This is a genomic window from uncultured Polaribacter sp. (assembly GCF_947497125.1).
Classification (GTDB): domain Bacteria; phylum Bacteroidota; class Bacteroidia; order Flavobacteriales; family Flavobacteriaceae; genus Polaribacter.
This window is the reverse complement of record NZ_CANMFI010000007.1, coordinates 30,252-57,033: the sequence shown is the minus strand read 5'-3', so window position 1 is coordinate 57,033 and position 26,782 is coordinate 30,252. Positions and strand designations below refer to the sequence as shown.

General features: G+C 31.3%; 24 protein-coding genes. 17 read left to right on the top strand and 7 right to left on the bottom strand.

Annotation, left to right across the window (positions count from 1 at the left end; genetic code table 11):
- Positions 1 to 3 precede the first annotated feature (3 nt).
- A complete protein-coding gene (locus Q0678_RS10675) occupies positions 4 to 1,566 on the top strand; it encodes a DUF4270 family protein (RefSeq protein ID WP_299057683.1) in 1,563 nt (520 codons plus the stop codon).
- A gap of 13 nt (positions 1,567 to 1,579) precedes the next feature.
- Positions 1,580 to 3,436: a glutamine--fructose-6-phosphate transaminase (isomerizing) gene (gene glmS, locus Q0678_RS10670; protein ID WP_299057681.1), complete on the top strand. Its 1,857-nt coding sequence runs from the start codon at positions 1,580 to 1,582 to the stop codon at positions 3,434 to 3,436.
- Positions 3,437 to 3,501: 65 nt separating this feature from the next.
- On the opposite strand, the gene Q0678_RS10665 is transcribed toward glmS, so the two are convergent.
- Together Q0678_RS10665 and Q0678_RS10660 are read right to left on the bottom strand one after the other, a co-directional pair.
- Positions 3,502 to 4,107 (bottom strand): NAD(P)/FAD-dependent oxidoreductase, encoded by a 606-nt coding sequence (locus Q0678_RS10665; protein ID WP_299057679.1) that lies wholly within the window; start codon positions 4,105 to 4,107, stop codon positions 3,502 to 3,504.
- Between the two features lie 2 nt (positions 4,108 to 4,109).
- Positions 4,110 to 4,691, bottom strand: a complete 582-nt coding sequence (locus Q0678_RS10660; RefSeq protein WP_299057677.1) for a MarC family protein — start codon at positions 4,689 to 4,691, stop codon at positions 4,110 to 4,112.
- Positions 4,692 to 4,774: 83 nt separating this feature from the next.
- Between Q0678_RS10660 and Q0678_RS10655 the strand changes: the two genes are divergently transcribed.
- The 15 genes from Q0678_RS10655 (at position 4,775) to tsaB (ending at position 17,151) form a co-directional block, all read left to right on the top strand.
- Positions 4,775 to 5,350, top strand: coding sequence for a DUF3109 family protein (locus Q0678_RS10655; RefSeq protein ID WP_299057675.1), 576 nt, complete (start codon positions 4,775 to 4,777; stop codon positions 5,348 to 5,350).
- 104 nt (positions 5,351 to 5,454) lie between these two features.
- A complete protein-coding gene (locus tag Q0678_RS10650) occupies positions 5,455 to 6,183 on the top strand; it encodes an energy transducer TonB (protein ID WP_299057673.1) in 729 nt (242 codons plus the stop codon).
- Positions 6,184 to 6,252: 69 nt separating this feature from the next.
- The gene (gene deoC, locus Q0678_RS10645) at positions 6,253 to 6,999 is read left to right on the top strand and encodes a deoxyribose-phosphate aldolase (protein WP_299057671.1); all 747 of its coding nucleotides are present in this window, start codon (positions 6,253 to 6,255) and stop codon (positions 6,997 to 6,999) included.
- 1 nt (position 7,000) lies between these two features.
- Positions 7,001 to 7,573 carry an acyltransferase gene (locus Q0678_RS10640; protein ID WP_299057669.1) on the top strand — a complete coding sequence of 191 codons (573 nt, stop codon included), beginning with the start codon at positions 7,001 to 7,003 and terminating at the stop codon, positions 7,571 to 7,573.
- Position 7,574: 1 nt separating this feature from the next.
- On the top strand, positions 7,575 to 9,641 hold the full coding sequence (locus tag Q0678_RS10635; protein WP_299057668.1) for a gliding motility protein RemB: 2,067 nt from the start codon (positions 7,575 to 7,577) through the stop codon (positions 9,639 to 9,641).
- Between the two features lie 198 nt (positions 9,642 to 9,839).
- Entirely contained in the window at positions 9,840 to 10,742 is a 903-nt protein-coding gene (gene cyoE / locus Q0678_RS10630; RefSeq protein ID WP_299057666.1) for a heme o synthase, read from the top strand.
- A gap of 4 nt (positions 10,743 to 10,746) precedes the next feature.
- Complete coding sequence (locus tag Q0678_RS10625) at positions 10,747 to 11,334, top strand: cytochrome c oxidase subunit 3 (RefSeq protein WP_299057663.1); 588 nt, start codon at positions 10,747 to 10,749, stop codon at positions 11,332 to 11,334.
- A gap of 57 nt (positions 11,335 to 11,391) precedes the next feature.
- A complete protein-coding gene (locus Q0678_RS10620; protein ID WP_299057661.1) occupies positions 11,392 to 12,375 on the top strand; it encodes a cytochrome c oxidase subunit 3 in 984 nt (327 codons plus the stop codon).
- A gap of 18 nt (positions 12,376 to 12,393) precedes the next feature.
- Positions 12,394 to 12,735, top strand: a complete 342-nt coding sequence (locus Q0678_RS10615; protein WP_299057659.1) for a cytochrome C oxidase subunit IV family protein — start codon at positions 12,394 to 12,396, stop codon at positions 12,733 to 12,735.
- A gap of 82 nt (positions 12,736 to 12,817) precedes the next feature.
- Positions 12,818 to 13,480: a hypothetical protein gene (locus Q0678_RS10610; protein WP_299057657.1), complete on the top strand. Its 663-nt coding sequence runs from the start codon at positions 12,818 to 12,820 to the stop codon at positions 13,478 to 13,480.
- On the top strand, positions 13,477 to 14,178 hold the full coding sequence (locus Q0678_RS10605; protein WP_299057654.1) for an SCO family protein: 702 nt from the start codon (positions 13,477 to 13,479) through the stop codon (positions 14,176 to 14,178). The genes Q0678_RS10610 and Q0678_RS10605 overlap by 4 nt, the downstream gene beginning before the upstream one ends.
- Complete coding sequence (locus tag Q0678_RS10600) at positions 14,171 to 14,710, top strand: DUF420 domain-containing protein (RefSeq protein ID WP_299057652.1); 540 nt, start codon at positions 14,171 to 14,173, stop codon at positions 14,708 to 14,710. The genes Q0678_RS10605 and Q0678_RS10600 overlap by 8 nt, the downstream gene beginning before the upstream one ends.
- On the top strand, positions 14,703 to 14,924 hold the full coding sequence (locus Q0678_RS10595) for a hypothetical protein (protein ID WP_299057650.1): 222 nt from the start codon (positions 14,703 to 14,705) through the stop codon (positions 14,922 to 14,924). Before Q0678_RS10600 ends, Q0678_RS10595 begins: the two co-directional genes overlap by 8 nt.
- Before the next feature lie 126 nt (positions 14,925 to 15,050).
- A complete protein-coding gene (locus Q0678_RS10590) occupies positions 15,051 to 16,373 on the top strand; it encodes a TolC family protein (protein WP_299057648.1) in 1,323 nt (440 codons plus the stop codon).
- A gap of 91 nt (positions 16,374 to 16,464) precedes the next feature.
- Positions 16,465 to 17,151: a tRNA (adenosine(37)-N6)-threonylcarbamoyltransferase complex dimerization subunit type 1 TsaB gene (gene tsaB / locus Q0678_RS10585; RefSeq protein WP_299057646.1), complete on the top strand. Its 687-nt coding sequence runs from the start codon at positions 16,465 to 16,467 to the stop codon at positions 17,149 to 17,151.
- Here tsaB and Q0678_RS10580 read toward each other — a convergent pair.
- From Q0678_RS10580 to sprA, 5 genes are all read right to left on the bottom strand, one after another.
- Positions 17,141 to 17,941, bottom strand: a complete 801-nt coding sequence (locus Q0678_RS10580; protein WP_299057644.1) for a mechanosensitive ion channel domain-containing protein — start codon at positions 17,939 to 17,941, stop codon at positions 17,141 to 17,143. The two genes, tsaB and Q0678_RS10580, sit on opposite strands and share 11 nt — an antisense overlap.
- A 166-nt stretch (positions 17,942 to 18,107) precedes the next feature.
- Entirely contained in the window at positions 18,108 to 18,827 is a 720-nt protein-coding gene (locus Q0678_RS10575; RefSeq protein WP_299057642.1) for an energy transducer TonB, read from the bottom strand.
- Positions 18,828 to 18,892: 65 nt separating this feature from the next.
- Positions 18,893 to 19,246: a VanZ family protein gene (locus Q0678_RS10570; protein ID WP_299057640.1), complete on the bottom strand. Its 354-nt coding sequence runs from the start codon at positions 19,244 to 19,246 to the stop codon at positions 18,893 to 18,895.
- The gene (gene gcvH / locus Q0678_RS10565; RefSeq protein WP_299057638.1) at positions 19,236 to 19,616 is read right to left on the bottom strand and encodes a glycine cleavage system protein GcvH; all 381 of its coding nucleotides are present in this window, start codon (positions 19,614 to 19,616) and stop codon (positions 19,236 to 19,238) included. Before gcvH ends, Q0678_RS10570 begins: the two co-directional genes overlap by 11 nt.
- Before the next feature lie 17 nt (positions 19,617 to 19,633).
- Entirely contained in the window at positions 19,634 to 26,782 is a 7,149-nt protein-coding gene (gene sprA / locus Q0678_RS10560; protein WP_299057636.1) for a cell surface protein SprA, read from the bottom strand.

Sequence of the window (26,782 nt, the reverse complement as noted above, 5' to 3'; positions counted from 1 at the left end):
AAAGTGAAAAGAAATTTAAAAGTAAGCGCAAAAATTGCAGCTTTAGTTTTGGTATTTACAACTGTTATCTCTTGTGAAAAAGACTTTGCAGATATTGGGGCTAGTATTATTAGCAATACTAAATTTTCTACAAATTCTATTTTAGTAGATGTAACGTTAGAAAATGCACCCGTAACAAATTTACGTTCAGACAATTTAACTTTTGAGCCCGGAACCTACTTATTAGGTGTACATGCAAGTGCAGATTATGAGAAAATTGAGGCTTCAATAGTTTCTCAAATAGCTGTTCCATCGGGTTTAACTCTTTTAGATGCAGAAAATACGTACGTTTCAGATACTACTGTAATAACTACAATAGATACTGCATTTGTAAAACTACCTTACCAAGTTAGCCTAAACGATACTAGCACTGGTTATGAATTAGATTCTATTATTGGCGATAAAACAAAAGCGTTTGACCTAAATATTTTTCAATTAAACACTTATTTAAGTAGGTTAAACCCTGCAGACCCATCAAAAGTAAATAGCTATTACTCGAATGATGTTTTTGAAAAAGCAGGTGCTGCATTAAACACCACAAACAATTTTAAACTTATACCAAAAGCTACGGATACTGCCATTGTAGTAAAAAGGTGGTTAAATAACGGTGCGTTATATAACAAAGACACTGTTACTTATACTAATTCTACTGCAGTAACTGTTCCGCTTCCTTTTGCAGCCATTCCTTTAAAAGAAGATGTTATTAAATCGCTTTTTTTAGACAAATATGAAAGTGCAGAATTTGAAACTCAAGACGCATTTAACAATCATTTTAGAGGAGTTATTTTAGAAGCTACAGGAAATGAAGGTTCTTTAATTTCTCTTAATTTTAATGGTACAAACAACCCATCTATAGAAATATACTACACCAATACTGTTATTGCAAATGGGGTTGCTATAGATACAATTTCTAAAAACCACAGTTTTCCTTTAGCGGGTATTAGAGCAGCAACCTATAAAATGGAAGACAAAGTTTACCCAACTAACGAAGAAGTTATTATACAAGGTGCAGCGGGTAGCGAAGGTGTTTTAACACTTTTTGGCGCAGATGCAGATGGAAATGGATTGGCAGATAAAATAGAAGAGTTAAGAGCCCAAAATTTACTGGTAAACGATGCTTTATTAACAATGTATGTAAAGCAATCTGCAGATACAACGGCAATCCCATATCGATTGTATTTATATAAATCTGATGAAGCACCAACACCTACTTACAGCATTATAAAAGACGTGTATTCTGAAAATATTGCTTCTTTTGGCGGATTGTTAGAAAGAGGTACTGATGATCAGTTTGAAAAATATACCTTTAGAATTACCGACTACATCTCAGATCTTTTAAACGGCAACACTAACTACTCGCCAACACTTAGATTAAAAGTCGTAAATACAACAGATTTACAAACGGTAACAGATACAATCTTTAAAAATTATAGTTGGAACCCCAAAGCAGTTACACTTTTAAACCATTCTGCTATAAATGGTGATAAAAAGGTGGAACTAAAAATTTCCTACTCAGAAGAAAAATAAGAAAAGAAAAAATATGTGTGGAATAACAGGTTACATAGGTACAAGAGATGCTTATCCTATTGTTATTAATGGTCTTAAAAGACTAGAATACAGAGGTTACGATAGCTCTGGAATAATGATGTTTGATGGTAAAGAAATTCAACTTTCTAAAACCAAAGGAAAAGTATCTGACCTAGAAGAAATTACAAATAACGACGAAAAACGAAAAAAAGGAAATATAGGAATTGGACATACACGTTGGGCTACACATGGTATACCTAATGATGTAAACTCTCATCCGCATGTTTCGCAGTCTGGTGATTTGGTAATGGTGCATAACGGTATTATCGAAAATTACGATACCATTAAAAAAGAGTTAATTACTAGAGGCTATGTTTTTAAAAGTGATACCGATACAGAAGTATTGGTAAATCTTATAGAAGAGGTAAAAAAGAATGAAAAATGCAAGCTAGGTAAAGCCGTACAGTTAGCTTTAACAAATGTAGTAGGCGCTTATGCTATTGCTGTTTTTGATAAAACAAAACCAAACGAATTAGTAGTTGCACGTTTAGGAAGCCCAATTGCAATTGGTGTTGGCACAGACAATAAAGAGTTTTTTATTGCTTCTGATGCATCTCCTTTTATAGAGTATACAAAAAATGCCATCTATTTAGAAGATGAAGAATTAGCGATTATTAAGTTAGGTAAAAGTATAAAGGTTCGTAAAATTAATGACGATTCTTTAGTAGTCGCTAACATTCAAAAGCTTAAACTAAGCTTAGATCAAATAGAAAAAGGGGGTTACGACCACTTTATGCTAAAAGAAATACACGAACAGCCAAAGGCAATTATAGACACTTATAGAGGTAGAATGTTACCGAACGAGGGTATTATAAAAATGGCCGGTATAGACGATCATTTAAACAAATTTTTAACCGCTAATAGAATAATTATTATTGCTTGCGGTACTTCTTGGCACGCTGGTTTGGTTGGCGAATATTTGTTAGAAGACATGACGCGTATTCCTGTAGAAGTAGAATATGCATCAGAATTTAGATATAGAAATCCGATTATAAATTCTAATGACGTTGTTATTGCTATTTCTCAATCTGGTGAAACTGCAGATACTTTAGCCGCAATTAAATTGGCAAAAGAAAAAGGCGCATTTGTTTTTGGTATTTGTAATGTTGTTGGCTCTTCTATTGCAAGAGAAACACATGCAGGTGCTTATACGCATGCAGGACCAGAAATTGGTGTAGCATCTACAAAAGCATTTACAACACAAATTACCGTACTTACATTAATTTCTTTAAAATTAGCGAGTGCAAAAGGCACTTTATCTAATTCTAAATACAGAATGTATTTACAAGAATTACAATTGGTACCTCAAAAAATTGAAGCACTTTTAAAGATTGATGCTAAGATTGAAGAAATTGCCAAGGTTTATAAAGACGCACCTAATTGTTTGTACTTAGGTAGAGGCTTTAACTTTCCTGTTGCTTTAGAAGGTGCATTAAAGTTAAAAGAAATCTCATACATACATGCAGAAGGATATCCTGCAGCAGAAATGAAGCATGGCCCAATTGCATTGATTGATGAAAACATGCCAATTTTTGTGATTGCTACTAGCAAAGGACATTATGAAAAAGTAGTGAGTAACATTCAAGAAATAAAATCGAGATCTGGTAAAATAATTGCTATTGTAACAGAAGGAGATACACAGGTTAAAGAAATTGCAGATCATGTAATAGAAATACCAGAAATAGAAGAGGCTTTAACACCTCTATTAACAACGATTCCTTTTCAGCTATTATCGTATCATATTGCGGTTTTACTTGGCAAAAATGTAGATCAGCCAAGAAACTTAGCAAAATCGGTTACGGTGGAGTAAAGTTGTTATTTGACAATTTAAAATAAAAAAATCTAGCTTTTGGCTAGATTTTTTTTGATAGAAACTTAAATTTTATCATGAATTTTAGTGTGGTTACCGTCATTCCAGAGTGTTAAAATATCGGTAGCAACACTAGCTCCAGAACCAGCAGCAATGGCAAACTGACTTCTAACACCTGCAATAGTGCCGCAACAATACAAATTATGTTTGATAAGATAATCTGTGTTTTTTAATTGAATTCTATCTTTGGCCTTATTGGCTTTCTTGTGTGGTTCTATATAATTTTCTAAGCCTTTAATTAAAAGTGGTTTTGCATAATTTAAAGCTAACACCACAATTTTAGAAACATAGGTTTCTTTATTAGTAATAATTTTAAACGAGGTTTTTAAATCTTCTATCTCAAGTACTTTTTCATTGTCTATTTGTGAAACAGATGGGTACAAACTTGACAAATGCTCTTTACCTTCAATCAAAATATCGCTTCCTAATTTTTTAGGAGAAAGTCCTAAAACATTATTGAATAGCGCATTTTGTAAGTGTGATGTTTTTTGATGCATTATTATGCCTACTTTTTTAAAAGAAGCAAAAGGTTTTTTATTTGCAGAACCTAAAACTAAAGCACATTGCAAACCAGAAACACCGCCACCAATGATTAAAGCATCAAAAATCATTTTTAGAATAACATTTTAATATTGGCTGCAAATAATTTTACGGCTATGGCTAATAAAACGACTCCAAATACTTTTCTAATTATTTGAATACCTGTTGCACCAATGATACGCTCTATTTTTGCAGAAGTTTTTAAAACAACATAAATTACAATTACATTTAAAAGTACTGCAACAATAATGTTTTCTATAGAAAATTCTGCTCGTAAAGAAAGTAACGTTGTTAAACTACCAGGACCCGCAATTAAAGGAAAAGCCAGCGGAAAAACAGTAGCTGTAATTGTTCCAGAACTAGAATCGTCTTTATAAAGTGTAATTCCTAAAATCATTTCTAATGCAATAAAAAACAATATAAAAGCACCTGCAACCGCAAAAGAATTTACGTCTATACCAATTAAGCTTAATAAACTTTTTCCTAAAAACAGAAAAAATATCATTATTATTCCCGCAATTATAGAAGCTTTTTCAGATTGAATATGCCCAACTTTTTTTCTTAAATCGATAATAATTGGAATGTTACCAATGATGTCTATTACTGCAAACAAAACCATAAATGCAGTAATTATTTCTTGAAAATTAAATTTCATAATTTTTTATTTTTGTGCAAAATTAGGCAACTAAATTCAACTTTTCATAAAATTAAAGAAAAAAAATAGCCTATTTTTGCAGTATGTTTCAACTAGGAAAAACAATCGTATCAGAAGATATTATAGAAAAAGATTTTGTGTGTAATTTATCTGCATGCAAAGGAGCTTGTTGTGTAGATGGAGATGCTGGTGCACCATTAGATTTAGAGGAAGCTAAAATACTAGAAGAGATTTATCCGAAAGTAAAACCTTTTTTGCGTAAAGAAGGAATTGTAGAAATTGAAAAACAAGGTACTTCGATAAAAAATGAATGGGGAGAGTTAGAGACCCCTTTAATTAATGATGCCGATTGTGCTTATGTTATTTTTGATGAAAAAAAAACAGCGCTTTGTGGTATTGAAGAAGCCTATAATTCTGGAGAAATAGCTTGGAAAAAACCTATTTCTTGCCATTTATATCCTGTAAGGGTTAAAGATTATAGTGAGTTTGCGGCGGTAAATTACCATAAATGGGAAATTTGTGATGACGCTTGCACGCTAGGAAAAGAATTACAAGTGCCCGTTTATAAATTTGTAAAGCAGGCTCTAGTAAGAAAATTTGGCGAAGATTGGTACGCAGAACTAGAAAAAGTAGCACAAAAACATTTGAATAAAAATTAATGTAGTTTATCAACTAAAAACAAAAAGCACCAAAATAATTTGGTGCTTTTTTTATGGCACATTCTTTGTTTTTAAGTAGTTATAATCTTAAAAACACTCTTATTATGAAAAATGTAAAAAAAGTGCCCAACAAACAGCTAGAAAAATTTTCGAACATTTTTACTCAATTAGGCCTTGTACTAGTGCTCTTTATTGTATTTATCTCTTTAGAATATCAAACAGAAAAACAAACTGTCGCTATTTTAAAAAATGATTTTAATGAGCAAGCCTATATTCCTCAAAATGAAACTTATGTTTTTGTAAAAGAAACAAAAATAGTTCCGAAAACAACAGTTCATAAGGTAAAAAAAATTATAATCGATAACATTGAAAAAGGTAACAATACAGTTATAGAAACTGTTATTGAGCAACCTACCTCGCTAAAATTTGACGCGAATAAGATTGTTGAAGTTAATGATTTTGAGCCTATTATAGAAGATGTGCCTTTTATAAATATTGAAGAAGCACCCGTTTTTAAAGGATGTGAAAACTTATCAAAAGAAGAAAATAAAAAATGTTTTGATAGAAAAATGAAAGCATTTGTTCTTCGTAATTTTAACGCAAACCTAGCAAATGATTTAGGTTTGCATAGCGGAATTCATAAAATACAAACTCAGTTTATAATTGACCAAAACGGAACTGTTATAGACATTAAAATTAGAGCTCCACATAAAGAATTGAAAAAAGAAACAACTAAACTACTAAACAAGCTACCCAATTTTACACCTGGCAAACAAAGAAATAAACCTGTAAGAGTGCGATATACACTGCCCATTATTTTTAGAGTAGACTAACCACCTAATGCCCAACCAAATGGTTGGGTATTTTGTTTTCTGTAAGTATGATTTTGTTACTTTTGTAATATGAAAATACATCCGTTTTTAGATGCCACTTATTTAAAAACAGCAAAACAAGCTGATATTTCTGAGCAAGAGACTGTTTTAAGAATTAAAACACTTACCAAAGAAGCAATTGCATACAATTACAAACTAATTATGATTCGGGCTGAATATATTAGACTTGTAAAAGAACTTTTAGACACCGCAAAATCTAGAACATTAATAGGAACAGTTATTGATTTTCCTGAAGGAAACTTAACAATTGATGAAAAGTTAAAAGAAGCTAAGAAAGCAATTGATTTAGGCGTAGACGAATTAGATTTTGTAATAAATTACAATGCTTTTAAACAAAAAAACTACTCTTTAGTAAAAGAAGAAGTGACTAAAGGCACAAGTTTTTGTCTAAAAAATAACAAGACCATAAAATGGATCATTGAAATTGCTGCATTATCAGATAAAGAAATAATTGTAATTTCGCAACTAATAAAAGAGACTGTAATGAATGCCTTTGGCGAAATAAGTGCAGATCGGGTTTTTGTTAAATCGTCAACAGGGTTTTATAAAACACAAAACAACAAACCAAATGGAGCTTCAATAAAAGCAATGAAATTAATTATTGAAAATGCAAAACCATTAAAAGTAAAAGCAGCAGGTGGTGTAAAAGATTACAAGATGGCTGCAAAAATGATTCATTTAGGAGTCGATAGAATAGGAACTTCTAGCGCTAAAGAAATATTAAATAAAGAAAAAAACATAAATAGCACTTATTAAATTGAAAGAATACTTTGCACATAATACCGCTATTATTGATGACAATTGTAGCATAGGTAAAGAAACTAAAATTTGGCATTTTAGCCATATAATGCCAAATTGCATCATTGGTGAGGCTTGTAATATTGGGCAGAATGTAGTAGTTTCTCCGAATGTTATTTTAGGAAAAAATGTAAAAGTTCAAAATAACGTATCTATTTATACCGGCGTTATTTGTGAAGATGATGTTTTTTTAGGGCCATCTATGGTTTTTACAAATGTAATTAACCCAAGAAGTGCCATTAAAAGAAAAAATGAATATCAAAAAACCCTCGTAAAAAAAGGTGCAACTATAGGTGCAAATGCTACTATTGTTTGTGGCAATACTATTGGAGAGTTTGCTTTTATTGGCGCTGGTAGTGTTGTTACTAAAGAAATTTTACCCTATGCATTGGTTGTAGGAAACCCATCTAAACAAATAGGTTGGGTAAGCGAATATGGGCATCGCTTGTCTTTTGATGCTAACAACATAGCAACTTGTAAAGAAAGTAACCAAAAGTATCAATTAAAAAACAACCTTGTTACAAAATTATAAAATGAAAAAGAAATACCTGTTTTTAGCTCTATTGTTTCCTTTAAGTCTCTTTTCTCAAACAGAGAAATACCCCACTTTTAGTGATTGCAAAAACAATGATGTTGCCTCTATAGAAAAATGTTTTTATACTAACACAAAAAAAATATTTTTCGAGAACTTTGAAACACCTGCTATTATAGAAAAAGAAAATTATACAGCCACTACCAATGCTATTTTTACTGTTACAAAAGAAGGAGCGTTTAAATTAATCTACATAAATACCCCTTACAATGAAATTAAAACAGCTGTTAAAAATGCTTTCGATAAATTTCCTGATGTAGCACCGGCAACCTACAACAATCATGCTATTGAAATGAAATTCGAATTGCCAATTCAATTTCCAATAACAGACAATTTTATATCAGAAAATACCACATCAACAAAAAAAATTAAAAAAGAAAGTTTGATAGAAACTGTGGCTAAAAAAAAGCTTGCAGACGCTACTTTTTTAGAACATAATAGCAATTTAAACATTCCGTTTAATCACAGAAATTATGTAGACTATGAGTTTGCACTTCACCAAGCAGATGGTACTCATTCCGCTTCTAAACCTTATACTTTTAACGAAATTAGCCCATATTATAACCTTAGTGAAGAAAAAAAGAAACTCTTAAAACCTGAAAAAAAATCTTGGTTAGGCAAAAAAATATGGAACGAACACCTTATACAAGTAAAAAATAAAGATTATTGGTTTACTGTTGATGCCTTGTTTGATGTTCAGTTGGGTAAAGATAATTCTGACGTTGCCTACACTTACAACAACTCTCGAATTATAAATATTAATGGAGAAATTGGTAATAATATTTCATTTTCTACAAGCTATTATGAAAGTCAGGGTCGTTTTGCAGATTATATAAATCGTTTTATAACCAATAGAGCGGCCAATGTAAGACCAAAAAACTCTGAAGGATTAGTACCTGGTAGAGGCAAAACAAAAGGGTTTAAAACAGACAGTCATGATTATCCTGTAGCTGAAGCCTACATTGCATACACACCAAACAAACACATGCAATTTCAGTTTGGTACTGGTAAAAACTTTATTGGTGATGGATACCGTTCTTTTATATTGTCTGATGTTTCTGCACCAACTACTCATCTAAAAATGAAGGTAGATTTTTGGAAAATACAATATACCAATATCTGGATGTGGAACACAGAGCCTTCTTTAAGCGCAATAAGCAACCCAAATGAACATGCAAGAAAGTACGTTGCGGCTCACTATTTAAGTATTAATGTTTCTAAAAAACTGAATATTGGTCTTTTTGAAACAGCAATTTCTGCAGGAGAAAACGGAATGGATGCTGGTTTTTTTAATCCTATTTTATTTTATAGATCTTTAGAGTTTAATAGAGGCGAAGATGCCGGAAATGCAATCGTAGGGCTTACCAGTAAATACAAATTAAACAATAAAGTATCTTTATATGCCCAATTAATGGTCGATGAATTTTCTGTGGGCAATTTTTCTGACTTAAGCGATTGGCGTCATAAATTTGCCTATCAAATAGGAGCTAAATATTTTAACGCTTTTAAAGTAGACAACTTATTTTTACAAGTAGAATATAACAGAGCTCGCCCTTATACTTTTGCTCATAAATCACCTATTTTAAATTACGGAAACTACAGTCAACCTTTAGGGCATTTATGGGGTGCAAATTTTTGGGAAGCAATTGGTATTTTAAGGTATAAAAAAGACCGTTGGAGCGGAAGTGCAAAAATAATTATCGGTAAAAAAGGATTCGATTTAGAAGATCAAACAGTTAGTTATGGTGGCGATATTTATCAATCTTATAATGATCGTTTAGGAGATAGTGGTATCGAATTGGCACAAGGTAACACTGCAAACGTATTTTTAACAGACTTACAAGCTAATTATTTGATAAACCCAGCCAACAATACCAATCTTTTCGCCAACTTGTCGTATCGAAATTTTTCATCAGAAACAAATTTAACAAGTTATCCATCTGGCACAAATGTTTGGTTTACAGTTGGTATTAGGGCAGACTTATTTAATTGGTATTTTGATTTTTAATTTTTTTGAAAAGATATTTTGAAAAAATAAAAATAATTAACTATATTTGGATGCGATTTTTAAGTAAATCGCACTTTTTCTTTTTCATAGCAATTTTCCCACTCAATTTATTGAGTGGGTTTTTTTTGATATAAAAGCTAGTAAAAAACTATGGTAAAGTCATAATTATCAAATATCTTTGCAAACTAGTTTTGTACTATGAACTCATCAGTAATTACATATCAAAAAACAACTATGAAAGCAATCATTTCAGACTTAAAGCAACTTACAAAAGTTGGCTTGTCTTTAAGTGTGGTTTTCTCTTCTGTTGCCGGATATCTTTTAGCAGTAAAAAGTATTAACTATACAACATTAATTTTACTTGCAATTGGTGGTTTTTTTATGGTAGGTGCCTCTAATGCTTTCAATCAAATTATAGAAAAAGAAACCGATAAGTTAATGAAACGCACACAAAACAGACCCTTACCAACCGGTAGAATGTCTGTAAATGTTGCGCTAACAATTGCCATTATTTTAACCATAAGTGGTATTGCAGTTCTATACAGCATCAACCCTAAAACTGCTTTATTTGGCGCCATTTCTATTTTTTTATATACTAGTGTTTACACACCTTTAAAACCAGTAACACCCTTAGCCGTATTTGTAGGTGCTATCCCTGGTGCTATTCCTTTTATGTTAGGTTGGGTAGCTGCAACAGATCAATTTGGTATTGAAGCCGGTTTTTTATTTATGATTCAGTTCTTTTGGCAATTTCCACATTTTTGGTCTATTGGTTGGTTGCAATATGAAGAATATAAAAAAGCAGGTTTTTATATGTTACCAATGAACACGAAAGACAAAGGTGCTGTAAAACAAATTATTTTTTACACGATTGTAATGATATTGGTCTCAATTGCACCAGTTTTAAAAGTATCGGGTAGTTTTTACATACACCCTTTAACAGCTGTAATAGTAGCTCTTTTAGGTGTTTTTATGTTGTATTATGCTATTAAACTTTATAAATCTGAAGAAAATACAGATGCTAGAAAACTTATGTTGTCTAGTGTATTATATATTACTATTGTTCAAATAGTTTACGTAATTGATAAATTTTCACACTAACCTTATGATAAAAGAACAAACATTACAAGAAGAGTTAAGCTTAGCAAAGAAAAAATCTTTAAAACCGATGTTATGGGTTTCAATGATAAGTATGGTAATGTTTTTTGCTGGTTTAACAAGTGCCTATGTAATTAGTATGAACAGAGACGATTGGGTTACTTTCGATTTGCCCTTAGCGTTTTACACAAGTACCGCATTTATAGTAGCTAGTAGTATTACTCTTTTGCTATCGCAAAAATTCTTAAAAGAAGATAAAAGACAACTTTCTTTAGTTTTAGTTGTACTAACCTTTGTATTAGGAGTTGGTTTTGTTTGGCAACAATATGTAGGCTTTAATCAACTTAAAAATGCAGGCTTATTTTTTACAGGACCAGAAAGTACCGTATCTACATCGTTTATAATTGGCATTACTTTTATGCACGTTTTACACCTAATTGCTGGGTTAATAGTGCTATTTGTTGTTATTTATAATCATTTTAAATACAAATACAAATCAGACAATATGCTTGGTTTTGAACTTGGTGCAATCTTTTGGCATTTTGTAGATGTGCTATGGATTTATCTATTTTTCTTTTTCTATTTTATTAGGTGATGAAAAATAGTTATTTTTGACAAATAAATTAAGAAAATTAAATTAACAGAAATAAATATGGAAGCAAATATTGCTATACCTACTGACAGTAAAGAAACTTGGAGCGGTGGTGGCGTAAAGCCATTTGGAGCAAGTTATGGTAAAATGATGATGTGGTTTTTTATCGTTTCTGATGCATTAACCTTTTCTGGGTTTTTAGCAGCTTACGGTTTAACTCGTTTTAAGTTTATAGACTCTTGGCCAATTGCCGATGAAGTATTTACCCATTTTCCTGGTTTACATGGTGTGCATGCACCTATGTACTATGTGGCTTTAATGACATTTATACTGATTATCTCTTCGGTAACAATGGTATTAGCAGTAGATGCAGGTCATCAAATGAAACAAAAAAAGGTGGCTTGGTATATGTTTGCAACCATCATTTTCGGAATTATATTTGTTGGATCTCAAGCTTGGGAATGGAAAAACTTTATCAAAGGTTCTTATGGAGCTGTTAAAACTACCGATGGTAAAATTTTACAATTTGTAAAAGATGGGCATCAAATTGCGTTGTCTGATTTTGTTGTAGAAGAAAGAGCAGACCACCGTGTACAACACACAAGAAAAAATGGTCTTTGGTTTGAAGAAGAAGCTACTATAGCAACCTACTCTATTGCACAAATAAAAAATGCATACCAAGCTAATACAGACATTCAGATTAGGTCTGAATTGATTAACCCAGAAACAAAACAAAAAGTAATTCTTTCTAGAGAAGAAGGATTAGCACAACTAGCAAAAACAAAACTTGTTGTAGAAGGTGCTAACTTAAAAGTAAATGAATATGGAAATACCATATTTGCAGATTTCTTTTTCTTTATCACTGGTTTTCATGGGTTTCACGTAATTTCTGGTATTTTAATAAACATTATTATTTTCTTTAATGTTATTCTTGGTACTTATGAAAAAAGAGGCCATTATGAAATGGTAGAAAAAGTAGGATTATATTGGCACTTTGTCGATCTAGTTTGGGTATTTGTATTTACATTCTTCTACTTAGTATAATTTATAAAAGAAATTAAAATGGCACACGCACACGAATCAAGTAAAAAAAGAATTTGGATAGTTCTAATAATGTTAACGTTAATAACTACCGTAGAGGTTTTATTAGGTATTATTAAACCAGCATCTTTGCACCTTACTAGTGTTTTAGGAACTAGCCCTTTAAACTGGATATTCATTATTCTAACACTTGTAAAAGCTTACTATATTACCTGGGCATTTATGCACATGGAAGGTGAAAAAAAATGGCTAAGACGTTCAGTTGTATGGACAGCGGTATTTCTAATCTGCTATTTACTTACCCTAATATTAATAGAAGGTGACTATTTACACAGTACATTAGCACCACTAGTAAAATGGTAATTTATTAAAAAAAAGGTGGTTTTTAAACCACCTTTTTTTTGCAAAAATCATAAGATATAAACGTTATTGCAAATAATAGAAAATGAAACTTACTAAAAAAAGAGTTGTATTATTTTTACTGTTTATCTTTCCTTTAATCTGTTTTTTATTGTTATCTACAGGTAGTAACAACTTTACAAAGTTACCAATAGTAAATAAAAACATAAAAGACATCGCTATTTTAGATAGCACCAAAACCTTTAAAAACAATATTTCTATTGTTTGCTTCTTAGGAAATGAAATTTCTAAAAATAAAGGAGGTTTCTTTAATCTAAACGAAAAAATTTACAAGAAATTTATAGATTATAATAACTTTCAGATAATAGCTATTTACCCAGAAAATAAAGAGGAAGAAGTAGCAGTATTAAAAAAAGAAATTAGCGCGTTTACCGATATGGTAAAATGGAATTTTGTAAAGGGTACTAAAAATAATATTACAGAACTTTATACAAGTTTTAAAATAAACGATACGCTAAACCAACTATACACTAACAATGCTTTTTTAATTGATAAAAATGCAGAAATTAGAGGAAGAGCAGATGATCTAAATAATGTAAACAGAAAAATAGTTGGTTATAATATGAATTCTGTGGCCGATCTTAATAAAATAATGAAAGACGATGTATTGGTTTTGTATTATGAGTATTATGCGGCTTTTAAACAAAAAAACAAAAACAAGGCAGATAGAAAAGAAGTTGGTTTATGAGCAAAAAAAATTCTTACATAGGTATTTCTTTTATCATTCTTTTGTTTGGTATTTATGTGGTTAGAAACGTAGATAGAAGAATAAATGACAACGATCTTGTTCAAGGAGATCGTTTGAATAAAGTTACTTCTAAAAAAAGTACTAAAAACGACTTATATGCATTTAATAAAGTGCCCGACTTTGAGTTTATCAATCAAAATGGCGCTGTAATTAACAATGAAAGCTATAAAGGTAAAGTGTATGTTGTTGAATTCTTTTTTACAACATGCCCAACAATATGCCCGTTAATGAATGCTAAAATGTTATCTATTCAAAAAGAATTTAAAGGCAATGACTCTTTTGGTATCGCATCAATTTCTATAACTCCAGAAATTGATACACAAGAGGTGATGAAGTCTTATGCAGAAAACAATAATATAACTCATAACAATTGGCATTTGCTAACCGGTAAATCCGAAGAAATAGTATACGATTTATCAAACAACGGATTTAAACTTTTTGCAGGAAAAGGAGATGAGCAGCATGCTGGTTTTGAGCATTCTGGCTTATTTGCATTGGTAGATAAAAAAGGAGTTATTAGATCTAGAAAAGATACTTATGGCAATCCAATTATGTATTACAGGGCTTTAAAAGAACAAACATTTCCAGATCAAATAGAAGAATTAAAAGAGGACATTAAAATTTTATTAGATGAGTAATTTAGCAAAAGAAAAAAAATATAAAAAAATAATTACAGCATTATCAGTTATCATTCCTTTAGCTGTTGCAGCTTTATTTGGTATCAACTTAAAAGAACTCGGTTTTAATGTAGCTCCGTTAACTTTTTTACCGCCAATTTATGCTACAATAAACGGACTAACTGCACTATTGTTAATTGGGGCAGTAATTGCTATTAAAAAAGGGAACAAAAAACTACATGAGCAATTAAACACTACAGCTATCGCTTGTTCTTTGGCCTTTTTAGTTATGTATATTGCTTACCATATGACATCTAACTCTACAGCTTTTGGCGGAGAAGGTGTTATAAAGTATGTTTATTATACTATTCTATTTACTCATATTATACTGTCTATTATAATAATTCCGTTGGTTCTTTTAACATATATGAGGGCTAAATTGGGCAATTTTGATCAGCATAAAAAAATAGCAAAAATTACTTTTCCTATTTGGTTATATGTTGCTGTTACTGGTGTAATTGTTTACTTAATGATTTCTCCGTACTATGTATAAAAGACTATTACTTCTTACTTTTTTAATGCTAATTTCTATCTCAGAAAAAAGCTACAGTCAATGCGCAATGTGCAAGGCTGTTGTTGAAAATGGAGATTCTTCTATGGCAGAAGGTATTAATGATGGTATTACATACTTAATGGTTTTCCCCTACTTATTAATTGGTTTTTTATTTTATATAATTTATCGATATAATAAAAAATCTAAAATTTAACATAACTATAAGACCTCTATCGTGTAACAAATTTTACATTTAGTCGTCGTATAAGAAGAGTTAAAATAATTACTACTTGTCTGTAATAGACATCTGTAATTTATACATCAACCAAAAAACAATATTTTGAAAACCAAAATCATATTATTTGCTGCTTTTTTTTCAGCTTTAAATACTTTTTCTCAGAAAAAATGGACACTAAGAGAGTGTGTAGATCAAGCATTAGAAAAAAATATTTCTATTCAACAAAATAAACTTAGTTTAGAATTAGCTAAAAAAGACGTTGCAATTGCAGAGGGTAACTTTTTACCAAACTTAAATGCATCTACAGGTGGTAATCTAAACTTTGGTTCTGGTTTTGATCCAGTATCGCAAAACAGGGTAACAACAAGTATTTTTGGAGGCTCTGTAGCTTTAAGTGCTGGCTACACTGTTTTTAATGGTTTTAGAAACACCAACACTTATAAGCAAGCAGAATTAGGCATCGAATCTAGTTTACTTGACTTACAAAAAATAGAAAATGATATTTCTCTTTTTGTAGTAAATGGCTATTTAAATGTACTATTTGCTAAAGAAAATTTATCGGCAGTTAAAATTCAGTATGAAATAAGTAAAAAACAGATTGAAGCAGCAGATAGTAGATTTAAATCTGGTGTTATTGCTAAAGGAGAGCTATTAAACACACAATCTACTGCAGCTACAAATTTGCAAAATGTAATTACACAAGAAAATGCATTAGACATCGCTCTTTTAAATTTAGCACAATTGCTTCAAGTATCAGTAGAAAATTTTGACATTGCTCCGTTAGATGTTAAAAAACCAACAACCAGTTTAATTTACGCAAACTCATCTAGTGTTTATGAAAAATCATTAGAAATAATGCCAGAAATAACCAGAGCAAAACTAGCGATAGAAAATGCAGATTTAGATATAAAAATTTCTGAGAGTTTCTATATGCCTTCAATTTCTGCCTCTGCTGGTTTGTCTACAAATTACGGTTACAACCTAAAATCTGGACCTGATACGCCATTTTTTAATCAATTAGATGATAACTTGGGTTATGGCGTTGGATTTAATATTAGCATCCCTATTTTTAACCGTTTTCAAACTAAAAACAATGTAGCCAAATCTAAAATCAATAAAAATATTTTTGAAACAAGATTAGAAAGCGAAAAACTAGCTTTAAAACAAACAATAGAGCAGGCTTTTTTAGATGTTAAAACAGCATTAAAAACATATGAAGCTGCAGAAATATCTTTACAAGCACAGCAAGAAGCTTTTAAAAACGCACAAGAAAGATATAATTTTGGTGCTGTTACCCTATTTGATTTTGATCAAGTAAGAACTAGATTGGTAAACGCACAAGCAACAATGATTCGCTCTAAATACGATGCCATTTTTAAAACAAAAGTATTGCAATTTTATACCGGCGAACTAGTTTTAGAATAGACTAATTAAAAAAATTTAATTACAAACCTCACTGATTTTATTTCAGTGAGGTTTTCTTTTTTTGAAATACTATCTTTGTAAAAAAAATAAATTGGCAATTATAATAAATATAGAAACAGCAACTAAAAACTGTTCGGTTAGTATTGCAAAAGAAGGGATTGTTTTAGCCGTAAAAGAATTAAATAACGGCAATTACTCGCATGCAGAAGTATTGCATCCTTTTATTTTAGAAGTATTAAAAGAAGCAAACATAAATACCAATCAAATAGATGCTGTAGCCATTAGTAAAGGCCCTGGCTCTTACACAGGTTTAAGAATAGGTGTATCTGCGGCAAAAGGGCTTTGTTTTGCGCTTAATAAGCCATTAATTTCTATACATACACTACATTCTTTAGCACATAGTGTAAGTATAAAAGAAGGCATAATAATACCTCTATTAGACGCAAGAAGAATGGAAGTTTATGCATCGGTATACAATGCCAAGTATCAACAAATTAGAGACATAAAAGCAGAAATAATCTCCGAAAATTCTTTTAGTGAGTATTTAGAGAATTCGCAAGTATATTTTTTAGGTGATGGTGCTCACAAATGCAAACAAACAATTTTACACAAGAATGCTAATTTTATAGATGATAAATTTCCATCAGCAATAGAAATGGCAAAATTGTCTTTTGATAAATACAAAAAAAACGACATCGAAGATGTCGCTTATTTTGAACCTTTTTACTTAAAAGATTTTGTTGTAATTCCTGAAAAAAAGAAAAAACCTACTTTTTAACGTTTACTTGATGTGGATAAGGTATTTCTATACCTGCCTTGTCTAACGCTAATTTTATGTTTTCTGTAACTTCAAAATATACGTCCCAATAATCGGCGGTATTACACCATGGTCTTACTGCAAAATTAACAGAACTGTCTGCTAATTCTAATACAGAAACAGTTGGCAATGGAGCCTTTAAAACTTTTGTATGTGCTGTTAAAACAGCTGTAATTACCTCTTTTGTCTGCTTAATATCTGCATCATAAGAAACGCCAATTACCAAATCTACTCTTCTAGTGCCTTCTGTAGAAAAATTTATAATTGTTCCGTTAGAAAGGGTACCGTTTGGTATAATAATTTCTCTATTTGAAAGACCTGTTAACTTGGTTGTAAAAATTTCTATTTCTTTTACAACACCTGTTTCTCCTTGAGCTTCAATTAAATCTCCAATTTTAAAAGGCTTAAAAAGCATTATTAAAACACCTCCTGCAAAATTCCCTAAAGAACCTTGTAATGCCAAACCTACAGCCAAACCTGCAGCTGCAATAATAGCAGCAAAAGAAGCAGTTTCTATCCCTAACTTTGCAATAACAGTTATTAGTAATAATACCTTTAAAGAAACTCCTACTAAGTTTCCTAGAAAATTCTGAAGTGTAACATCTACACCTCTAGTTTTCATTAATTTCTTGCTACTATTAACAACTATTTTAATTACAAAAAGCCCAATAATTAAAATAGCAAGTGCTACTATAATTTTAGGAGTAAATTCTACAATTAAATTTTTTAAATTTTCAATATACTTTTCCATATTTTTTTATTTTGATTTTTAGCAAAAGTAAAAATTCTTTGATGAAAACAAATTAGAAAACTCCCTTATTTTAAAAAGTCTATTGTAAAACAAGTTGTGTTTTAATCAAAAAAAAAACGTTTAAAGTTTTAACCTTAAACGTTTTTTATAAATTAAATAATTTCTTTTACTCTACAATTAATGTAAAAGGAATACTATATTTTACACCTACTGGCTTACCTCTTTGTCTACCTGGCGTCATTTTAGGTAATTGTTTCATTACTTTAATAACTTCACTCTTAATTTTTGGGTGAGGTGCACGTGCATTTACATTTACAATGTTTCCGTTTTTATCAATTTTAAAACCGATAAACACTCTTTTTCTTCCTGCAGATAATCCTAACTCGTTAGGTAAATCAGCATCAAATTTTCTTGAAAAATGCTTTTGAACCATTTTACTAAAACAAGCTTTTAACTCATTTTTGTTTCCTTTACAACCAGGAAAAACAGGCACATCTTCGATAATCATAAAACTTACATCTTCTATAACCTCTTCTGCTTCTTCTACTTCAACAATTTCTTCTACTTCAATCGCTTCAGTTTCATCTGTTTCTGTAGATTCTATAACAGTTTCTTCTACTTCTTTTTCATCTTCTACGATTTCAATTTTTTCTGGTGCTGGTGGTGGTGGTGTTTTTGGCTGTACCGGCTCAATTCTTTCAGTAATTGGAATATCTTCTTCCATTTCTGCGTTCATATTTACAGTACCTAAATCACCAATATTTCTATCGTAAGTCTTCTTTTCTATAGCGGCATATGTTACAAAAAGGGCTAAAACTAAACCTATTTGCATAAATATTTTACTGTAGTTTTCTAAGTTAGACTTTGGGTTTTTCTTAATTTCCATTGTATAAGAGTTTTTAATAGTTCGCTAATTTAAATAAATTATTGGTTTATTTACAATTCTTAGTCTTATTTAATGTCTATTTTTTTAAAAAAATAGTTAAATACTATCAATCCTAAGAATATACCAATCGTATTTGCAATTACGTCTTTATAATCTGCTGTTCTATAACTGGTAGTTGCTTGTTGTAACAACTCAATAATAATGCCAAATAAAATACAGCAAAAAACAATAATGTATTTTAGGTTTGGCTTCTTATAAAAAGATAATAACCAGCATATTGTAATTGTAAAGTAAGAAATAAAATGGTACACCTTATCTATATGACCAATTTTTACACTTACTTTAGTAATTTTTATCAAACTTAAATAAGCTACTGCTAGCGTAACAAAAAAAGCTATGATAATAAAATTACCCTTCAATAAGCGTTTTATACGATGCTGCATCTAATAGGTTTGCTATTTGAGAACTGTCTGAAAGTTCTAACTTAATCATCCAACCTTTTCCGTAAGGGTCAGTATTTACTAATTCTGGGTCTTCTTCTAATTCTTCATTAAAAGCAACAACTTCTCCTGTTAAAGGCATAAATAAATCAGAAACTGTTTTTACTGCTTCTACAGAGCCAAATACTTCTCCTTCTTCTACGGTATCATCTAAAGTATCTACATCTACATAAACAATGTCACCTAATTCTCCTTGCGCAAAATCTGTAATTCCAACAGTTGCTATATTTCCTTCAATTTTAATCCACTCGTGGTCTTTGGTGTATTTTAATTCTACTGGTAAATTCATTTTTATAATTTTATAAGTTAGTTTCCTCCTAAGTTGTAAATAATATTAAATCCGCCATTAATTGCCTGTCTAGGAAATGTGGTAGAAATAGCATATTTAGATGTTTGATGATTGTAATAAAAAGAGGCAGTTAAACTACTACTTAATCTATAATCGGCTGTAAATTTAATAGAAAAAAGTTTCTGACCACCACTTATTTGATCATTATCTTCATCTACGGCTCTTATTTGTGTTAAATTGTCTCTTAAAGACACATCTGCTCGTATATTAACATCGCCTTTTAGCGTTTGCTTTTTACCTGTAAAACGGGTGTTAAACTTTACGTCTTTAATAACATACCCCATACCAAGTATGTATTCTGTACCTTTAATATCGGTTAATGTGCTATTATTAAAGTTCATGGTTAGGGTTCTATCACTTTTTACTTCTCCTCGTAAAGAAAAAGAGTTTCTCATTTTCATATCTAACTTTATTAAAGGAGAAAACTCATCAACCAAAGTTACTGCAGATACTAATAATGAAGGCTCATAATTGTCGGCAACATTTCTATTTGCAAACGGATTGCTACTATCAAACTGCAAATTATTGGTGTAACTAGATACTGTGTAAGAAGATCTGTATCCGTGAGAAATTACAAAATTGCTAAAGTGTTTCTTAAAAAATTTCTTTTTCATTAAACCGTTGTAACGAAGTGTCCAATTAGGAATAGGTACATTTCTAAACAAACCTGTATTTACTTTCTCTGGATTTAAACCTGAGTAAGCTGCCATAAATGCCGGCAATAATACTTGCTGGCTATTTGCACCAAAACCATCTGCAGGAACACCATTTTCTCTTGCCAATCTATTGGATATTTGACTTCTGTAATCTCTTAAATTTTGAAACAACACATCAGAATCTGTAAATACAGTAGATAACATAGAATAACTAGTGCTAAAGTTTCCGTTTTCGAAAAACGGAGTTTCTTCAAAAGTAGTTTCACCGTTTACTAAATCTAATTGCTGCGATAAATCTCTGGTTTGAATTTTATTTCCTCTAACATCAATATTTAAATCTTTTACAGGTTTTACAGTAAAAGTGTAATCTAATTTATTGTAATGTGTTTTACTAAAAGTTTTACTGTAATACTCATCTGTTGCACCTCTGGTAACAAACCAACCATTTTCTAATGCTTTATTTCTAATATCTACTTGACTACCAAATGCAAAAGAAGTAGGCGCGCCACCTAAAAAGCCAATATCTTGATTGTAACCAGGTAACAATTGCCCATTATTTTCAGAATAACTAAGCTTACCTTGTTTTACAGATGTTAAAACATCATAAACGCCTTTTAATATCTTTTTTGATAACGGAGCGGTTTTCTTTAAGGTAACATTTTTTGGCATCCTTGGTAAACTAGGTCCTTTTTTACTTTTTAAACTTTTACGCTTGCTTTTGGTTAGTAGTAGTTTCTCAAACCCTAAGGTTTTATAAAAACTTTCAAAATTTAAGGTAGTATTAAGGTTGTGGGTATTTGCATTCTGAATTACATTACCAATTAAATCTACCGAAGACACATCTACTCCGTTTACATTTATCGTGTTTTGAGGTGCCGCTTGCCAATCAAAATCTGCTGTATAAGCATAATCTGCTTTTATAAACTTTAAGAAAGGTATTTTATCTATCGGTAAATTATACGTTGCGTTTAACTTTTGATGATAATGGTTAGCCCTACCGGTATTAAAAAAGTCATCAAAAACTTGTATATCTTCTGTACTATTAAACGTATCATAAATATAACTATTGGTCGCGTTAAAGTTTAACTGTAACGATTTTGTTAAATCGAAACCTATAGTATAATCCCAATCAAACAAAAATCTTCGTTGTTTTAATTCTGGTTGTGGCGCTAAACCTGCAACTAAATTTCGAGATTGTTGCTCGTTGTAATTTCTAAGTATGGTAGAATTAACGGCCAATGTTTTTGGTATCGGATTAAAATTGATGTCTTTTATTAGTTTCCAGTACTTGTGCTTTAAAATAGAATCGCTTTTAAAAGGAACAATTGGCTTAGAATCGAAACTAAAGTTATACGAAGCACTTGCTTTTACGCTTTCGTTAATTCTTTTCTTAATGTTATAATTTCTTTGAAACTCTTTGTTATGCGCATAAGAAACCGCAAGGTTTTCTACATCATAAAAAGCAGGTTTTTTAGTAGAATTAGGGTTTCTATTCTTTTTAACATTGATAAAACTAATGCTCGTTCTTTTGGTATAATCTCTAGAAAACTCGCTATTTTCATTAACACCCAAAGCATCTTCTAACTTAACATCTTGGTACTGCGGATCGAACTTAGGGTCTATAAATTTTTCGCCAATGCTATAGCTCATTGGCAATTGAATGCCCCATTTTTTTGGTGTAAATACTTTGCCTAAATTAACAGTAGTAGCAACATCATACTGTTTTGTTTCATCTAAACTACGTTGGTTTACTCTCTGTTCTACATTACCAAAACCTATTGTAGACATACTACCTGCCAAAGATACATTGGCTACATCTGCAAAATTTACATCGGCATTTACAACTGCCGCCCAACCGCCTTTGTTATCAAAACCTGCAGCACGTAATTCATTAAACCAAACCTCTCCACTAATAGGAGCGGTGGTATTATTTTTTAATCCTAAAACAATGGTTTGTAATTGTGCCAATGTAGGGTTACCCTTTACAGAAATTTTATAAGGTATATCTCCATTTTGTTTGGTAGAAGTAAACAATTCTGTAATGGCAAAATTTTGAGAATCTCGCTCTAACTTTACCAAACCAAAGTTTTCTAAAAAAGCATTTAAGTTGTTTGCTTCTGGCCAAATATCAATCGCAGAAGTACCGGTTGTAGATACCTTTAATGGCAATTCTATTTGATAATAGTTGTCATCTAAATCTGTACCTAACCTAATTACTGCTGCAAAATCATCATCATTAATAGCTAATGCTCCTTCATTTTTTTGAAGATGCATAAACATTTTTAAATTTTTAAAACGCCTTAAATCGATGCTAATATTTTTATAAATAGCCCTAGTTTTTAAAGGTGCTAAATTGTTTACTTTTAAGGTAACAGATTGTTCGTTTTGTAATTGAACAGTGGTAGTACCTTGTAATCTTTCTCTTTCTATACCTGGTGGTTGTATGTAACTACCCTCGTTTTGTTCAATACTTACTACACCTACTTCAAAATCTTTTAATTCGGTTACGTCTAAATCTACAGGTGTGGTAATGGTTTCATCTAACGTTCTTAAATAGCGTCTCCAATCTCCACGAACTAAATCTATTTCACCAAAACGAAGTACAACAGGCATCTTAAAATTGGTTAAAAACATTCTCATAAAACGAATGCTATTAAAATCTGAAATACCATTTATTGGAGTACCACTTCTAACCGGTACTCTAAATTGATACCAAGTTGTAGTTTGATTGTTACCGTTTTCTAAACGTACATCTGTAGTTTTTTTATCTACAATAAAATTTTGCCCTACTTGTAAGTTGTTTTTGTCTAAAGAAATTTTATACTCATAATAGCTCTCTACAGTATTCATTGTCTGATCTCTATTAATATCTTCTACATCTGGATAAGTGGTAGATGAAGTAGGATAAGAGGCCGGAGATTGATTTAGAGTTGGCGAGTTGCCTTCGGTATTATTGTAATCTTTATATCTTGTTAGTATAGAAGCATCTCTATTATCTAGTTCGGCACCTCTAAAAAATTGAAAATTGTCTGATGCAGGATCTTCAGGATTTAACTTACTTACATTTAATGATGGATAATTGGTCGAGTAAAAAGCCAATTCGTCTTCATTCTTTAAACCATCTAAACCAAGATCTTGATTGGCTCTAGCATCATCTTGCTCGTTAAAAGCATATATAATTGATGGGTTTGTAGGTACTTTACCCCAACTTGTAGCATCTGTTTGTAAACTACTACCGTCTGCAGGCAAGCCGTTTTCAAACATTTTTCTACTATCTTTTAAAATATCTTCTGAAACGTTTCCTAGGTTAATGTATAAATCTCCCACTTGATTTACAACACTCATCGGATTTAATTCTGCAGGCAACCCTTCTTCTGTGGTAATTGAGTAATTTTCGTATGGATCCATAATCCAAAACTGAAGATACTCTACATTTGCCTGATCGAAATTGTTGGTCGTTAAAGCTCTCATGATACCGGCCCAACGATTCTGAGGGTCTAAAAAAGTACCATTTGTAGCTACATTATTACCTGTATCTAAATTATAAGAACCTCTTTCTGAAGGGAAATAGGCTAAATCTAAGGTTCTAACCAAAGAGTTTTGAGTAACATCTAACTGAACATTCGGAAAGAGTTCTGTGTAATTCACTTGCCTTGTTTCTGCTCTAGAAAGTTGATCTGCATCAATATTAGAAGGCGTATCACCAGCACCATAAAAAATTTGATCAATATTATACCAAGCCAACTTGGCTCTTTTATAGTTATAGGTTAAGTCGTCTTGTGCACCATTAAATCCATTAAAATACCTAGGTGTACTTGCTTCGTACCAATCTAATGGCGATAAAATACTAATTGGTATTTGCGAGGCTTCAAAATCATCTATATAAGTAGTTGCTGCTCCGGTTACATCTATTCCGCTTGGTGTGCCTGGTAATAAATACGCCATATCTGCTCTTACCGATAAATTAGAAGGCACATCTGTATCTACAAAAGGCAATTTATTGGCAAGTTTTGTAAAATAAGGTACTTCTGTGGCATAGTCTAAATTTACCCCAAACATCGTATTGTTTATCGGGTCTGATCCAAAATTTACTTTAGGTGTTATTGGGCGTTCGTTTACATTTAAAATAGTAGCACCAAGTGTAAATTTATCAGAAAAAGTATGCTCTACATCAACACCCATAAAGGTTTTTCTTTGTTGATTAAAAATAGCATTGTTTTCTGTTGATACGTTTATTGGCGATCCGGATGCCTGTAAACCAGGGTCTATAATTTGCACTCGTCCTAATTGATAATCAACTACATAATCTACCCCTTCTACCAATTGCCTTCCGCCAGTTGTTACTTTTACAGAACCTCTAGGCACGTTGAAAGCGCCTATTGAAATTCCGCCAGAATTTTCTGACTTAAAATACCCTTTTAAAAGGTATTTATCTTTATTCTGAAAGTTGTTTTTGATGTTAATCTTTGTATTTAAATACAGTTCTTTAAACAAAAAAGCAGCATCTAAAGTTTCATCTAAACCAATATCGTTGGTATTTTGTGCTACTAAATCATTACCAAAAGGCTCTGGCTCCGGAAAAAATATAAATCCGTTTTCAGAGTTTACAGTAATTCCTTCTACATAATCAAAAAAACCATCAGAAGCTCTAAACTGACTTTGGTCTAACTGATCTAGTTTTAAAACCTGTATTAATGGTAAGTTAGAAATACCCGCAGTAGTAGCATTTTGCAATACATTAGAAGGAATCCCCGTTTGATCATCTCTATATTGAATTTCGAATCGAAAACCGTCTTGGGTTAACGGATAAGCACCTAATGCATACACGTTTTTCATCATCAAACGCCAAGTAGGAAAAGAAGTCTCTATAGTTTGCCCATTTACAATTTTATCTCTCTTCGTTGTTAAAATTTCGCTACGTAATAACTTTACAGCCAACACTTCTGGCGATTGAATACCATCATTAGAAAATTCTCCTACCTTAAATGAAGTTTCTGTGCTACCACTTACACCACCAGCCACTGTATATTCATAAGAAACCGCTAAAACTTCGCCATCATTTAATCTTCTATTTAAAGAAATAAAACCTAACTGACTGTTTAATTTAAACTCATTCGGCTCTAATTTTCTGGCATTTTCTAGCACCGAATAATCAGTACCTTCGTTCATGTTACCATTTCCAAAAGTTCGCAAAGTACTATTTATAGTAGCAATACTTCTAAGACCACTGTTGGGTGTTAACAAACTAGCAATATTGTTAGATTTATTTGTAGGTATCTTTCCGCCACTAGTAAATGGTGGGTTTGTAGGTTGTACATCTCCGGTTTGGTTCACTAAAACATCTGCATCAGACTCACCAATATCTGCCAAGGCAACTATGCTTCTAAAATCTTCGGTGCTAGAATTTCTATTGGTAATCCAAACTTCTATTCTTGTTACGTTAACCTGACTGTTAATTAACGGGTAATTTTTAAGTGAATTTGCATAATTATCAACAAAATACTGTCCTAAAAAAAAGTGTCTGTCGTTATCATAATCGGTGGCTCTTAATTCAAATTCTTGAATAGATGCGCCGCCTTCTGCAACTACTGTTTTACTTTCTGAGTTTTGCTGAGAAAAAACAGCAGTTACTCTTGTATTACCAAACTGAAGGTCTGTTTTTAAACCAAATAAACTTTGCGCACCGTTAATTAAAGAGTTTTTAATTGGCATGGCAATATTACCCGCCTCGATGCCTTGTATAATTCCGTCTTCGCCATATTTAATATCCGACAAAGAAGGTGGTATAAATTCTACTCTTACTAAATTCTGAAAATCGAAAGTAGATTGGGTATCATAATTTGCAGTAAATTTTAGTCGGTTACCTACTTTTGCTTGTATACTTGCATTTATTTGCTGATCAAAATCAAACGTAAAACTACTTCTATTTTCTTCGGATAATTGTGGGTTTTCTGTATTCTGATAAATAAAACCCAGCTTTAAGTTTAAATTCCCGGTTGGTGTAACCTCAACCGTATTTCCGCCAAAAATTGTTTCAAAAAATTTAGAATTTACATAATAAGTTGGCAGTAAGTTTTTTTGTGTTTCTTTAGATCCTTTCTTTTTACTATTTGTTGCGCTTACCTTTTCTTTAAAGTACTGCAACATATCTCTCTTTAATCGATAATTAGCATACTCTTTTGGGGTAAGAAAAACAGGTGTTCTTGTTTCATAATCACCAATTTTTTCTATAATTACGTACTTGTTTAATTCTTTGTCAAAAACAATTTCTTTTTCAGCCAAATAATCTAAAAACAAACCACCTGTTTGTTCTTTTTTAAAATTATACCTTAAGCTATCATTTTTTACAAGGCTAGAGTCTTGCTTTTGTTCAGTTTGTGCGTAAGCAATATTGTTTGCTACAAAAACAAAGGCAATAATTAAAAATACGTGTTTTAGAAAAGTAGTCAA

What these genes read in the sequence shown, in the direction of transcription:
- glmS (WP_299057681.1), top strand. Translation starts at nt 1,580, where the DNA reads ATGTGTGGAATAACAGGTTACATAGGTACAAGAGATGCTTATCCTATT.
- Q0678_RS10665 (WP_299057679.1), bottom strand. Translation starts at nt 4,107, where the DNA reads ATGATTTTTGATGCTTTAATCATTGGTGGCGGTGTTTCTGGTTTGCAA.
- Q0678_RS10660 (WP_299057677.1), bottom strand. Translation starts at nt 4,691, where the DNA reads ATGAAATTTAATTTTCAAGAAATAATTACTGCATTTATGGTTTTGTTT.
- Q0678_RS10655 (WP_299057675.1), top strand. Translation starts at nt 4,775, where the DNA reads ATGTTTCAACTAGGAAAAACAATCGTATCAGAAGATATTATAGAAAAA.
- Q0678_RS10650 (WP_299057673.1), top strand. Translation starts at nt 5,455, where the DNA reads ATGAAAAATGTAAAAAAAGTGCCCAACAAACAGCTAGAAAAATTTTCG.
- deoC (WP_299057671.1), top strand. Translation starts at nt 6,253, where the DNA reads ATGAAAATACATCCGTTTTTAGATGCCACTTATTTAAAAACAGCAAAA.
- Q0678_RS10635 (WP_299057668.1), top strand. Translation starts at nt 7,575, where the DNA reads ATGAAAAAGAAATACCTGTTTTTAGCTCTATTGTTTCCTTTAAGTCTC.
- cyoE (WP_299057666.1), top strand. Translation starts at nt 9,840, where the DNA reads ATGAACTCATCAGTAATTACATATCAAAAAACAACTATGAAAGCAATC.
- Q0678_RS10625 (WP_299057663.1), top strand. Translation starts at nt 10,747, where the DNA reads ATGATAAAAGAACAAACATTACAAGAAGAGTTAAGCTTAGCAAAGAAA.
- Q0678_RS10620 (WP_299057661.1), top strand. Translation starts at nt 11,392, where the DNA reads ATGGAAGCAAATATTGCTATACCTACTGACAGTAAAGAAACTTGGAGC.
- Q0678_RS10615 (WP_299057659.1), top strand. Translation starts at nt 12,394, where the DNA reads ATGGCACACGCACACGAATCAAGTAAAAAAAGAATTTGGATAGTTCTA.
- Q0678_RS10610 (WP_299057657.1), top strand. Translation starts at nt 12,818, where the DNA reads ATGAAACTTACTAAAAAAAGAGTTGTATTATTTTTACTGTTTATCTTT.
- Q0678_RS10605 (WP_299057654.1), top strand. Translation starts at nt 13,477, where the DNA reads ATGAGCAAAAAAAATTCTTACATAGGTATTTCTTTTATCATTCTTTTG.
- Q0678_RS10600 (WP_299057652.1), top strand. Translation starts at nt 14,171, where the DNA reads ATGAGTAATTTAGCAAAAGAAAAAAAATATAAAAAAATAATTACAGCA.
- Q0678_RS10595 (WP_299057650.1), top strand. Translation starts at nt 14,703, where the DNA reads ATGTATAAAAGACTATTACTTCTTACTTTTTTAATGCTAATTTCTATC.
- Q0678_RS10580 (WP_299057644.1), bottom strand. Translation starts at nt 17,941, where the DNA reads ATGGAAAAGTATATTGAAAATTTAAAAAATTTAATTGTAGAATTTACT.
- Q0678_RS10575 (WP_299057642.1), bottom strand. Translation starts at nt 18,827, where the DNA reads ATGGAAATTAAGAAAAACCCAAAGTCTAACTTAGAAAACTACAGTAAA.
- gcvH (WP_299057638.1), bottom strand. Translation starts at nt 19,616, where the DNA reads ATGAATTTACCAGTAGAATTAAAATACACCAAAGACCACGAGTGGATT.